Origin of the sequence: Pantoea sp. UYEF8 (assembly GCF_040546285.1) — a bacterium.
Lineage (GTDB): Bacteria > Pseudomonadota > Gammaproteobacteria > Enterobacterales > Enterobacteriaceae > Pantoea > Pantoea brenneri.
Map to the genome: position 1 here is coordinate 74,961 of NZ_JBEPNM010000013.1, position 13,262 is coordinate 88,222.

Annotated in this window: 9 protein-coding genes; 4 read left to right on the forward strand and 5 right to left on the reverse strand. The window is 56.0% G+C overall.

Annotation, left to right across the window (positions count from 1 at the left end):
* Positions 1–85 precede the first annotated feature (85 nt).
* Positions 86–541: a winged helix-turn-helix transcriptional regulator gene (locus tag ABIB18_RS19920; protein ID WP_354475384.1), complete on the forward strand. Its 456-nt coding sequence runs from the start codon at positions 86–88 to the stop codon at positions 539–541.
* 55 nt (positions 542–596) lie between these two features.
* Here ABIB18_RS19920 and ABIB18_RS19925 read toward each other — a convergent pair whose 3' ends face one another.
* The 4 genes from ABIB18_RS19925 to ABIB18_RS19940 form a co-directional block, all read right to left on the reverse strand.
* Positions 597–1,712, reverse strand: coding sequence for a metallophosphoesterase (locus tag ABIB18_RS19925; RefSeq protein ID WP_354475386.1), 1,116 nt, complete (start codon positions 1,710–1,712; stop codon positions 597–599).
* Positions 1,713–1,963: 251 nt separating this feature from the next.
* Positions 1,964–3,187 carry a cupin domain-containing protein gene (locus tag ABIB18_RS19930; RefSeq protein ID WP_089562185.1) on the reverse strand — a complete coding sequence of 408 codons (1,224 nt, stop codon included), beginning with the start codon at positions 3,185–3,187 and terminating at the stop codon, positions 1,964–1,966.
* Positions 3,188–3,624: 437 nt separating this feature from the next.
* Positions 3,625–5,952, reverse strand: coding sequence for an FdhF/YdeP family oxidoreductase (locus ABIB18_RS19935; protein ID WP_069729892.1), 2,328 nt, complete (start codon positions 5,950–5,952; stop codon positions 3,625–3,627).
* A gap of 260 nt (positions 5,953–6,212) precedes the next feature.
* Positions 6,213–7,331: an acyltransferase family protein gene (locus ABIB18_RS19940; protein WP_279810228.1), complete on the reverse strand. Its 1,119-nt coding sequence runs from the start codon at positions 7,329–7,331 to the stop codon at positions 6,213–6,215.
* Between the two features lie 539 nt (positions 7,332–7,870).
* On the opposite strand from ABIB18_RS19940, the gene ABIB18_RS19945 reads away from it, so the two are divergent.
* Positions 7,871–8,695, forward strand: coding sequence for an SGNH/GDSL hydrolase family protein (locus ABIB18_RS19945; RefSeq protein ID WP_354475389.1), 825 nt, complete (start codon positions 7,871–7,873; stop codon positions 8,693–8,695).
* Positions 8,696–9,269: 574 nt separating this feature from the next.
* Positions 9,270–12,374 (forward strand): efflux RND transporter permease subunit, encoded by a 3,105-nt coding sequence (locus tag ABIB18_RS19950; RefSeq protein ID WP_089562188.1) that lies wholly within the window; start codon positions 9,270–9,272, stop codon positions 12,372–12,374.
* Between the two features lie 170 nt (positions 12,375–12,544).
* On the opposite strand, the gene ABIB18_RS19955 is transcribed toward ABIB18_RS19950, so the two are convergent.
* The gene (locus tag ABIB18_RS19955; RefSeq protein ID WP_072051034.1) at positions 12,545–12,730 is read right to left on the reverse strand and encodes a con-10 family general stress protein; all 186 of its coding nucleotides are present in this window, start codon (positions 12,728–12,730) and stop codon (positions 12,545–12,547) included.
* A gap of 205 nt (positions 12,731–12,935) precedes the next feature.
* On the opposite strand from ABIB18_RS19955, the gene ABIB18_RS19960 reads away from it, so the two are divergent.
* The gene (locus ABIB18_RS19960; RefSeq protein ID WP_069729896.1) at positions 12,936–13,232 is read left to right on the forward strand and encodes a hypothetical protein; all 297 of its coding nucleotides are present in this window, start codon (positions 12,936–12,938) and stop codon (positions 13,230–13,232) included.
* Positions 13,233–13,262: the final 30 nt, after the last annotated feature.

Genomic DNA, 13,262 nt, shown 5'->3' on the forward strand with positions numbered 1-13,262 from the left:
TTATTAACGGTTTTGGTTTTTTTTAGCAACCAGATTACCGCACTAAGGTATACTCAGACGTAAGCAGAACAGAGCAGGAGAGAAGATGGCGAAGCAAACCGCATTGTTAAAAAGTGAATGCCCGGTAGCCCGCACTCTGGAAGCCGTGGGTGAGCGCTGGTGTTTGCTGATCGTTCGCGAGGCGTTCGACAACGTCCGCCGCTTCAGCGAGTTTCAGAAAAACCTCGGGCTGGCGAAAAATATCCTGGCCGCACGTCTGAAATTGCTGGTGGAGCTGGGCGTGTTTGATCTGCGTCCCGCTTCTGACGGCAGCGCCTACAGCGAATACGTGCTGACAGCACGCGGACGCGCGCTGTTCCCGATTATCGTGGCGATGCGTCAGTGGGGTGAGCAGAATATGTTCACCCCAGGCGAGACCCATTCGGTACTGAGGGATAACCGTGACCAACAGCCGTTGCAGCCGCTGGCCGTGGTATCCGCCAGCGGAGAGCCGCTGGGGCCGGAAGATTGCCACCGTGTGCGGGTGGTGAAGGGCGGCTAATCACTCTTGCCGGGCCTGCTGCGGCTGTGTCCCGCAGCAGGCCCGACCGGGTGAATCAGGGTTGCCGTCTGAGCGTGATGCGGGTCAGCTCTGACGGGCGGCCCAGCCGAACCGCCATGCCCGGCCAGAGCGCGGTGCCGTTATTGACATAGAGCTGCATTCCGTCCACCTGATAGAGACCGGAAACAAAGCCGCCGTTGGGTTTCGCAAACAGCCGGTCCAGTCCGACGATCAGACCGCCGTGAGTATGGCCCGACAGCTGCAGATCAACGCCCATCGCGGCGTTATGGCGGGCATTACGGGGCTGGTGATCCAGCAGGATCACCGGCGCATTGGCGGGCGCATGCTCCAGCGCTTTGGCCAGATCGGGCCCCTGTGCCTGCCTGGCCGGTGCGGATGCGTCGGGCAAACCGGCCACCACCAGCTTCGCCGTGCCGCGCTCGATCACCGTATGACTGTTGAGCAGTGGCTGAAGTCCCAGTGAAGCCAGATGTTCAGTCCAGATCGCCTGATGAAAGAAATACTCATGATTACCGGTGATCGCCCATACCCCATCAGGCGCCTGCAGGTCGCGCAGCGGAGCGACGTCGGCGCGCCGATGCTCAAGGCTGCCATCAATCACATCCCCGGTCACCACGATCAGGTCAACCCCCAGCGTCATCGCCTTCGCCACCGTGGCCTCACTCCACGCCGCATTAAACAGCCGCGTGATATGTAAATCTGTCAGCTGTAACAGCTGATAGCCATCAAATTCTGCCGGCAGGTCAGGGATCACCAGCGTCAGGTCTTTGACCGGCGGCACCCGTATCGCCTGGTAAACGCCGACGGTGGCCAGTCCCATGGCGAACAGCACCGCCAGATAGCGTACGCCGGGCACCAGTTCCAGCGGATGGCGCAGCAGCAGGGCCACCAGCGTCACCGCGTCAATCAGCATCTGGGTCAGCGCCAGCAACAGAACGGTGCTGTAAGCCCAGTTAAACAGAATAATAACGATCCGCGGCATCTCAGCCGAGAAAATGCCGCCCGAGGTGAAACGGCTGATCAGCAGATACTGGGAAGCCAGCAGCACCAGCATGGACCACAGAATTTTGACGACCAGCGGCAGGGATAAGGGAACAATGACGCGCGCAATAACGTACCAGCTGGGTAAGCTGAAAATCAGGTGAAACATAGCAATCTTCCCTTTGAGCGCTGAAGGTCAGCACAAGAAATAAGACCAGAATGTGCGTTATAAACCGCGAACTTTCACGGAATGCGCCGCTGTGTAGTGTATACGACTCTGGCGCTGCGGTGGCTTCACGACGAATGCTTTATGCAGAGATAACCGCGGGCAGCGGCAGGCGGGCAGAAGGGTTAAAGGAGACGCTGGTACGGGTTACCACAAGACGCCGTTGATAATGGCCGGAAAGCCGGCCATTGCGTTTAGCCGACGACCGGGCGTTTACTCTGCGACAGGGCTGCCATAAAGCTATCGTCCAGATGCAGATGCTGCTTAACCAGTTCCGGTGGCGTACTGGCCAGCCACTGATTGAGCGAGATATCGGCGTAATAGTCGCTCTTAAACAGCTCAAGGAAGCGTAACGGACCCTTGCCGGTATTTTCGATGTAATGACCCATGGCAAACGGCACGTAGCCGACATCACCAGCGCGATAATCAAAGGTGCGGGCCTGGCCTGACGAGGCGAATACGCCCATCCGGCCCTCGCCTTCCAGATAGTATTGCCATTCGTCGTTATTGGGATGCCAGTGCAGCTCGCGCAGCCCGCCGGGTTCGATTTCGACCAGCGCCGCGGCCACCTGCCGGGCTATCGGGAAGTTAGAGCTGTCAGTAATCCGCACCGTTCCGCCAGGTGCCTTTAACGGATCCTGAGCCAGCATCCGGTGGGTAAAACGCAGGGTGGATCGGGTGCCGCCCTGAACGCTGTCGGAGGCGGCGCGGTCAGGTGGCGTAGCGGCGAAAATATATTCGTCTGAGGGCGACGGCAGCTGAGAGAAGACAGAAACCGGGAGCTGAAAGTTTTTGGCGAGGATCTCTGGCGGAATGTGTTTAAACCAGTCTGAGAGCAGAAAGGTGCTGTCCTCATCAAATCCGCCATCGTCAAAGGCCAGCAAAAATTCACAGCCATCCGGTCCCAGCCCCTGAATGGAGTGCGGCACGCCGGGCGGGAAGTACCACAAATCGCCGACGCCGATATCATCGACAAACCAGCCGCCGTGAGTATCGAAGGCGGTCACCCGCGCCGTTCCGTAGGTCATGTAGGCCCATTCCGCTTGTTTGTGCCAGTGAAGTTCGCGGATGCCGCCAGCGTTGAGGCGCATATCGACCCCGGCAATGGTGGTGGAGATACCTAACTCGCGTTGTGTCACCTGCCGCGTCCAGCCGCCGCTGCCTTTACGCACGTGCGCATCGCTGAAGCTGTAACGCAGGTTAGGTAAGGTGCCGCTGTCGGTTGCGGGCGGATCAACCAGGTCGGGATTTTCTGCTTCGCGCATCGGGTCATGCGGGCCGGGATCGCGCCCGCCGGGTTTAGCACCGGCCGGGTAGGCTGTGACCTGATTATCATGGGCATGAACCTGACCCGCGGCCAGCGCCACGGTGCCACCGGCGGCAAAGGCCATAAAGCGTCGTCTGCTTAACGTTGTCATCGGCAATCTTCCTTCCGCTGTGAATAGAGTAAAGATGGTAATAGGTGCTGCCTATCCGTTATAAACAGAGAAGAAAGACGGCGTTTAACAAACTTGTAACGCGATCGGCGGCGGAGCAAACCAGTAAGCCCGGTTGATACATTTCCGGAGCGTCGGAAGAATGGTACATGTTGATTCAGGGTATAATTTCAGCCGGCCAGCCAGCGGGAAAAAGGCACGGAATGCCTAAATGTCAGGCGTACGTTTAACATCGGTTGAAGAAGCAGCAAGCGTTGCAGATGAAATAAAATGTTACGCATAAGGTTAGTGAAACTTATATCTTAGCCTGCTGATCGTGTTGTACCCCCGGCAGGGAGACGGTGAAATTATGCTCATAAAAAAGGTTGCCTGAGTCTCAGGCAACCTTTGCAGTGACGGCGCGGCCTCAATCCACAGCGTTAACGCAGTATGCCTGAGGTGGTTGTCGTCTCGTCGGTTACCCTGGTCATGGTTACCGGGATACTTTTATAGGCAGGAATACCGCTCTGCGTATCATGGCTGTCGAGCGGCACCATCACGTTAGCCTCGGGATAGTAAGCGCCGACCGAACCGGGAGCCATGTCGATGATTACAATCGTCAGGTTTTTCATCTGGCGTGAGGTCGGATTACCGTCCGGATCGAGCGCCATTAAATCGACCCGATCGCCGACGCGCAGCTGACGTTTCTCCGCCTCTTCGGCATTGATAAACAGCACGTCGCGGCGACCGGTGACGCCACGATAGCGGTCGTTGAGGCCGTATAACGTGGTGTTGTACTGGTCGTGGCTGCGTAGCGTAGTCAGCACCAGATCATGGCACTTCAGCGAACGCGGATCTTCATTAATCCCCTGCATCACCTTGAATTGCGCCCGACCGGATGGCGTATTCCACACGCGCTCAGAAGCGGCATTATAGAGCCGGAAGCCGCCCGGTTTTTTCACCCGCTCATTGAAGTTTTCAAACGCCGGGAAGACGGCTTCAATCGCATCACGGATGCGGTTGTAATCGGCCGCCATGGCGCGCCAGTCAACCACGCTGTCCGGCAGCGTGGCCTGAGCCAGCGCGGCCACCAGCGCCGGTTCAGATTTCAGGTGCGGTGAAGCCGGCTCCAGTGAGCCGCGCGAGGCATGCACCATCGACATGGAATCTTCCACCGTCACGCTTTGCGCGCCGGTAGCCTGAACATCGGTTTCGGTGCGGCCAAGAACCGGCAGCAGGTAGTTATGTTTGCCCAGCAGCAGGTGCGAGCGGTTGAGCTTGGTGGCCATATGTACCACCAGATCCAGCTTACGCATCGCCGGGAAGGTCACCTGAGGATCGGAAATGGCCTCCGCCAGGTTACCGCCTAGACAGAGCAGCGCTTTGGCTTTGCCATCACGCATCGCCTGTATTGCCTGAATAGCGCCGTGGCCGTGTTTCTGCGGCGGACGGAAGCCAAAAACGCGTTCCAGACTGTCGAGCAGCGACTGCGGCGGGATCTCGGTGATACCCACGGTGCGGTCGCCCTGCACATTAGAGTGGCCCCGCAGCGGACAGATGCCGGCACCGGGTTTACCGATGTTGCCGCGTAGCAGCAGCAGGTTGGCAATCTGCTGCACATTCTGGGTGCCATACTGATGCTGGGTAATGCCCATGCCATAACAGATGATGGTCCGCTCAGCGCTGGCATAGAGTCGGGCGATGTGCTGGATCTCTTCACGTGCCATGCCCGACACCTTCAGGATGTGCTGCCAGTCGGTGCTCTCCAGATCGGCCTTCAGCGCCTCGAACCCTTCGGTATGTTCATTAATAAAGGCTTCATCGATGACGCCGGGCTCGCCTTTACTCAGCGCCTCCTGATGCATCGACAGCAGGATCTTCATGACGCCTTTCAGCATCGCTGCATCGCCGCCGACCCGCACTTTGTAATAGGTCGATGCCAGCTCGGTCGAGCTGAGGGAGAGCATTTCAATCGGACTCTGGGGCGAGGTAAAGCGCTCGAGGCCACGTTCCCGCAGCGGGTTGATCGCAACGATGGTCGCGCCGCGTTTAGAGACTTCACGTAAGGTACCCAGCATGCGGGGATGGTTAGTGCCAGGGTTATGACCGATGCATAACACCAGATCGCAATGGTCAAAATCTTCCAGCTCTACCGTGCCTTTGCCGACGCCGATCGATTCCGGCAACCCGACGCTGGTCGGTTCGTGGCACATGTTGGAACAGTCGGGAAAATTATTGGTGCCATATTCGCGGGCGAATAGCTGCCACAGAAAAGCCGCTTCGTTGGAGGCGCGGCCCGAGGTGTAAAACTCTACGCTGTCGGGATCGTCATAACTGCGCAGATGTTCGCCGATCTCTTTAAACGCAGTCTCCCACTCGATTGGCTGGTAGGTGTCGGTGGCCGCATCATACTTCATCGGGTGCGTCAGTCGCCCTTCGCCTTCAAGGTGCAATGCGCTGCGCTGCCATAATTCAGTGACCGTATGCGCGGCAAAGAACGCCGGCGTGGTGCGTTTGCTGGTCGCTTCCCACGACACCGCTTTCGCGCCGTTTTCACAAAATTCAAACGAAGAGGCATGCTGAGGGTCGGGCCAGGCGCATCCCGGGCAGTCAAAGCCCTGTGGCTGGTTCACTTTGAACAGGGCAATCACATCCTGTTTGACTGACATCTGACCGCGAATGGCATCGGCAACCGCTTTCAGTGCGCCCCAGCCGCCTGCAGCGCCACCATAAGGGGCAATCCCGGTTGTGCGATTTTGCTCTTTCATAATGCTCCACATGGTCTGTATTGTTATTTTTGTAAGTCTGGTACACAAATAACCAACCCAGGGTGGATTCAGCGCATTATTTACTGAAATTTTTTCTCAAAATGTTTCTGGTATCACGATGTCGATTGCAGAGGTGTTGTTTGCGGATCAATAAAGCTGGCGCAGAATTGCGCCAGCAGAGAAATAAACGCAGCGAGGGAGCGAAACGTATTTACGCGGTTATCGCTACGCTATTATCGGCTCGCAGCAACAGCACGATTTCAGCTTACCGAAACCAGCGCTTTCGCCGGCTTCGCTTTCAGGCCAAAAAGTGTCGACAGGAAACTATTACGCTTGATGAGCATATAGCACAATGCACTCAATCCTGAAGCAATTGCCGTAACTATCAGCACATAGCTGACCGGATAATTATCCGGCAGGTAATCGTCCAGCAGCCAGGCAAAGCCAATCGCGATAGGGTAGTGAAGAATATAAACCACCAGCGCGGAATCAACCACCGTGTTCACGATGCGGCTCTCTTTCATCCGCAGCTTTTCAAAAAAGAAGATCACCCAATAAGAGAAGATCACCGAAAAGACGCTGCTTAGCAGTACCGGAATATATTTCGCTACTCCCTGCAGATTAAATTTCATCGTCAGGAAGAAAGCGCTATAACAGATTATCGCCAGCAGCGTGACAAAGGCGGTATTCAGCAGTGGATGTTTCGCTAATTGCGGAATCGCATCACGATTAAGATAAAGCGCATAGCCGGCTGCGTAATAAACGCAGAAACGTGCGGTCACTGGAATTAAGGTGATCAGCTCGCCCAGATCTTTAACTGCGAACTTCACCACAAACAGACTATTGGCGGCGATTATCAGGGCTGCCAGCCACAGCGGAAAGGGCAGGCGGCGGGCAAATGTCGCCAGCGTCTGGTACAGGCGGGCGGGCACAAAAAAGGAGATGGCCGACAGCGAGACCAGGAACCACAGATGGTGCAACTGCATGTAGGCTGCCAGCAGTCCACTGGCCGAAGTATCGACCCCTTTTATCGTCGAGCTCAGCCAGTACATGATGCCGGGAATGAAAGCAAAGGCAGCAAGCAGCGGCACCAGCACGCGTTTGCGACGGTTCTCAAAGAAAAAGGACTGGCCTTTGCGTAAAAAAACCATGGCGGAGAACATGCCGGAGAGAAAGAAAAACGCCTCCATCCGGAAAGTATGGATGAATTCAATCAGTGAACTAAAAATCAGCGACGGGTTTTTATCCGCGACGTAATACCAGCTATTGCCACCAGGCAGGCTGCGGGCGGCATGATATAAAACACCTTCCAGAATAAGGATAGCACGCAGAAAATCGAGGCCGATATTCCGGCTCGATAAAAAAGCGGGTGTAGTCATTTTTATTACCTTAATAAATGACGAAGCGATAGTGTATGAAGTGACAGCGGCAGAATATCACTCTGAAGGTTAATTAACATATTGCGCCACACTTTTCAGAATTCCGCCAGTATGCCCTTTTTGTTGATCGTTAAATTATGATAAACCGGCCTGGCCGTTTTTTAGCGTCACTTTTTTATCAGAATAGCACGCACTGCTGCTGCTTTTAATCGCCCATTCTGGCGCAGCCCTTGCGGGACGGGCAACCGGATGCGGGTTAAACCGCGAACCGGGTAAAGCCTCGCTTAACATAGGGTTAAAAAATGTGCAGTGAGTAAGCGTTTTACTGATGTTTATTCGTCGCCGAATCGGCTTTTTTTTCGCGGGCGGACATCGGAAGAGATAATCAATAAGCGCCACGGGTTTCGCTTATTGGCGATTTTTTCTGCGCAATACCGATTTAACCCGCATAACGCAGCGGCGACACGGCAAAATAATTTTGCAGCGGGTGAACTCTGGCTGATAATCTTTTTCAATTCGCCCTGCCAGAGTTATGCTCAATGAAGAATATTTTTTGTCATCTGCTTGTTTTCATCGCGTTCTGTTTATCTGCGGGCGTTGCGCTTGCCAGTCAGCAGGAGGATAAATTTATTATTGAAGCCTATGGCGGTTCCAGCACCAAAGGCGCGATGGCAGTCAGAAAAGACGGTAAATTGCGGGCGACCCTCACACCCAATAATGAAATTGCACAGTTAAACCAGATGCTGAAGGCCAGATATGGCACTGAGGTAGAGATTATCAATAAAGGTGCGCTGTCGGCGCAGTCGAAGGATCTGCTGAACGGGCGCAATTTTTACCGCAATAACAAAACCTGGCGTGAAGAGATGGCCGCCTCGCCGGCAGATCTTATCCTGCTCAACTTCGCCACCAATGACGCCCGCCACTATCACTTCAATGATACTGAATCTGACTATATCGTCAGTCCGCTGCAATATCGGGCGATCATGTCTGAGCTGATCCGCGTGGCGCAGCAGTACGGGAAAGCGGTGATTGTTCAGGAGCCTCATCCATTGTGCGGCCGGGCGGAAAAGTGGAACGTTGCGCCTTATGTTGCGCAAATCGACCGCCTGACGCGGGACGAAAATGTGCCGCTGGTTCCTCAGTATCAGCGCATTCAGCAAATTAAAAACTGGCAAACGCTGATGTCGCCGGATTGTATTCATCCCTCCGACGCGCTCTATCAGATTAAAGCGCAGGAGACCTTCAGAGTGTTAGAGAGTCATTATGACCAGCAGATTAAGGCCGCGGTAAATGCCTCGCCTGCCGCTGTCCCGCCACGTTCCCAGGCGGGCTCACTCAGCCGGACCGGCAAGCAGGCGGGATAGAAAGCAGCGTGAAGCGGCAATGCGCCGGATAATTGAAAAAATCCGGCTTGCTTTTCCAGCGTGATCAGTAAGCTAGCTAAGCTGATTAGCCTATTTGCCGCTTTGCTTAGACCGCTGCATCAGATGTAGTGCCGGATACCGTAAATCGCCCAGAATATGGCGTTAGCACCGAGGTAAGCCCAACATCCCCAATAGGCAATAGGCTCGCGTTTGGTTCTGAGTTTAGGCAGGAATGCCAATAAATAGAGCGCTGAAGCAATAAGCGAAACGAAGTAGAAAAATTTCATCATTCTCTCCTGTTTAATTTCCTTTATTTTCAGGATAGCCAGGCCTCGCTATTTTGCTTAATCCGTTCCACAGGGTTTCAGACTGAAACGGTTTTACCGTGGCGGCGGATTATTGCGTCACGCTGCAACAGCCTGCCGGAACCGGCTGGATTTGCGCTGGATTAACAAATGATAACGTCAGGATGTTTAGCGGGAAGGTTACAAACTATAATCAGCGCTGCACCGCTGTTACACAACCTGCAGGAATGCAGGCTTTGCGCCCGCCCTAAAAGGAAGAGACCCCGCTGATGTTTTCTCGTTTTTTTATTTATCGCCCCGTCTTCGCATGGGTCGTTGCCATTTTAATCATGCTGCTTGGCGCGCTCTCCATCACCTTGTTGCCGGTTGAGCAATATCCAGATGTGGCACCGCCGTCAGTGAATATCAGTGCTACCTATACCGGCGCCTCCGCTGAGACACTGGAAAACAGCGTCACCCAGGTGATTGAGCAGCAGCTGACCGGGCTGGATCATCTGCTCTACTTCACCTCCAGCAGCAGTTCGCAGGGCAATGTGACGGTTACGGTGACGTTCAGTCAGGGAACCGATCCCGACACGGCCCAGGTGCAGGTGCAGAACAAGGTGCAGCAGGCGCTGACCCGTCTGCCGAGCGAGGTGCAGCAGCTCGGCGTTACCGTGACCAAGTCCCAGTCCAACTTTTTGCTGGTGATGGGGCTGTATGACACCACCGGCAAAAGTAACAGCACCGACATCGGTGACTGGCTGGTGAGTAACATGCAGGAGCCGCTGGCAAGGATCGAAGGCGTCGGGGATATCCAGGTATTCGGCGGGCAATACGCGATGCGTATCTGGCTCGATCCGTTCAAACTCAACGCCTACGCACTGCAGCCTTCCGACGTGACGGCAGCGATTCGTTCGCAGAACATTCAGGTCTCCGCCGGTAAAATTGGCGGGCTGCCCTCGCCGCAGAATCAGCAGCTCACCGCCACGGTCAGGGCGCAGTCGCGGCTGCAGACGCCGGAACAGTTCCGCAACATCATCGTTAAAAGCGATACCCGCGGCGCCATTGTGCGGGTCGGTGATGTGGCGCGGGTCGAGCTGGGTGGTGAATCTTATGACATGACCACCCGGCTTAATGGTCATCCGGCGGCCGGTATCGGGGTGATGCTTGCCCCGGGCGCCAACGCGCTGGATACCGCCACTCTGGTGAAAAACAAAGTGGAAGAGTATCGCCACTCGATGCCGCAAGGTTACGAGGTGGCGTATGCGCTGGACAGCACCGACTTCATCAAAATCTCGGTGGAGGATGTGGTGATCACCCTGATCGAAGCGATAGCGCTGGTGGTGGTGGTGATGTACCTGTTCCTGCAAAACATCCGCGCCACGCTGATCCCGGCGCTGGCGGTGCCGGTGGTGCTGCTCGGGACCTTTGGCGTGCTGGCACTTTGCGGTTATACCATCAACACCCTGACCCTGTTTGCCATGGTGCTGGCGATCGGGCTGCTGGTGGATGACGCGATTGTGGTGGTCGAAAACGTCGAACGCATCATGCATGACGAAGGCTTGCCGGCCCGCGAGGCCACGGAAAAATCGATGAAAGAGATTTCCGGTGCGCTGATTGCTATCGCGCTGGTGTTGTCGGCGGTGTTTCTGCCAATGGCCTTTTTCGCTGGCTCGACCGGGGTGATCTATCGGCAATTCTCAGTCACCATCATCGCGGCGATGACCTTCTCGGTGCTGGTAGCGCTGACCCTGACGCCGGCGCTGTGCGGCATGTTGCTCCGCCCCGGCACGCCGCATCGCAAAGGATTCTTTGGCGGATTTAATCGCTTCTACGCCGCCACCGAGCGCCAGTATCGTCGCAAGGTTGTCAGCACTCTGCGTCGTCCGCTGATTATGGTGTCGCTGTATGCCGCGATGGGCGTGGTGCTGTTTGTGATGTTTACCCGCTTACCAGGCAGCTTTCTGCCAACCGAGGATCAGGGCAGCATTATGCTGCAGGCAACGCTGCCAGCGGGCGCCACTGCCAGTCGGACGGAAGCGGTCAATAAGCAGATCGTCGACTGGTTTCTTACTGAAGAGAAAGAGAACATCGACGTGGTGTTTACTATCAACGGCTTTAACTTCAGCGGCGCAGCGCAGAATGCCGGCATGGCGTTTATCAAGCTGAAAAACTGGGATCGGCGTCCCGGCAAGGAAAACTCGGCAGAGGCGATTGCCGGCCGCGCGACGTATGCGCTTTCCGCTATTCGTGATGCCCAGATATTTGCCCTGACGCCGCCGTCGGTGCCGGGCCTCGGACAGAATAATGGCTTTACCTATGAACTGCTGGCCAGTGGCGGCACCACCCGCGATGAGCTGGGCAAACTGCGCGATCGGCTGCTGCAAAACGCGGCGCAAAGCCCGGAACTGATCGGCGTACGGGCCAATATCCTGCCGCAGACGCCGCAGTTGCAGGTTGATATTGATACTAATAAGGCGGTCGCGCTCGGGCTGCAGCTGGATGACGTTACCGATACCCTGACCAGCGCCTGGGGCGGGGCCTATATCAATGACTTTATCGATCGCGGCCGCGTCAAACGGGTGTACGTGCAGGGTGACGGCCAGTACCGCTCGGCACCGTCCGATCTGGATAAATGGTTTATTCGCAACAGTGAAGGCAGCATGACGCCGTTCTCTGCCTTCGCCTCAACCCGCTGGACTATGGGGCCGGAAAGCCTTAATCGCTATAACGGTTCTGCTTCCTATGAAATCCAGGGGCAGAATGCGGAAGGCTACAGTTCCGGCGATGCGATGAACACCATTGAACGGTTGGCCGATCAGCTTCCGGCCGGGACGACCGGCGCGTGGAGTGGACTGTCACTGCAGGAGAAGCAGGCAGGCGGGCAGTCCACCACGTTGTATGCGATCTCTATTCTGGTGGTGTTCCTCTGTCTGGCGGCGCTGTATGAGAGCTGGTCAGTGCCGTTTTCGGTGCTGCTGGCGGTACCGCTCGGCGTGCTGGGGACGGTAGTAGCGGTTGCGTTACGCGGATTAAGCAACGACATCTATTTCCAGGTCGCGCTGCTTACCACCGTCGGCCTGACCTCTAAAAACGCCATCCTGATTATTGAGTTCGCCGAGGAGGCGGTGCGTCAGGGCAGTTCGCTGAGCGCGGCGGCACTGCAGGCGGCGCGGACCCGTTTACGGCCGATCATGATGACCTCACTGGCGTTTATCGCCGGGGTGATCCCGCTGGCGGTGGCGACGGGCGCGGGTGCCAACAGCCGTATCGCCATCGGTACCGGCATCATCGGCGGAACGCTGGCTGGCACGGTGCTGGCGCTGTTCTTTGTGCCGCTGTTCTTCGTGCTGGTGAAGCACTACCTCACCCGACATCGCGCGGCGAAATAACCACAGGCACGTCTGCCGGCTCGCCCACAGACGTGCTGATTTTTACCCACAGGCGTGATGAACCGGTTTACCGGCACGGCACGGCGGGTTTTCGCAATAAAATCGGGGAACGGGCTGTCCGCCGCTTAAGATGAGATGCCATTCCATGGCGTAAAACGTCCTAAGGCGCCTTATTCAGAATTACTGGCAGGACGCCGACTGATCCTGCCCCCTTTCCGGCCGGCTTCCCTGGCTTTTTCATGATCGTTTTTGAAATTGCCCCCACTGACTTTGCCTCCTGCACTGCCAGCTTCGCTCGCACGGCCCGGATCGTTGGCAAAATTGCCAGCACCACCTCGGTATTTCTGTTGTGTCATAGAGAGACCTCCTATCAACGTTCCATTAGATAAAAAGGACTAGCTAGTCACACCACGAAGCATAGATGACCGCTTCGTTTATGCCAATACAACCCCGGGAAAATGTTGTTTTCAGGCTGATTATCAGCGCGCACCGGGCGGGAAACGGCAGCGAGCCTGCGATCCCCAGGCTACCCTTATAAGCTCAACGAAAAAGGAGAACGCGATGACTGATGCAACCTTAATCGATACGCTTGAGTTTGGTTCTGACTCCCGGAAGCAAAAATATGAAATTTATGGCGTTGATGCTCAGACACCGACCCATGCGGTGATTTATCGTCAACAGGACGGCGAATGGCAGGCGCTGGATGAGACACTGAGCTTTGCTGCTCAGGATGAGCAGGAAGAAGTGACCGGCTCAATGGGCTATGGCGCCGGCGACAGTCTGCCTGACCTGCGCGACTTACCGGCCGAGGCCCGGGAGCGCTGTGAGCAGCACTGGCATGAAAGTCGCGACGAGTAAGCAGTAACGTTGCCGGGATCGCTTCCCGGC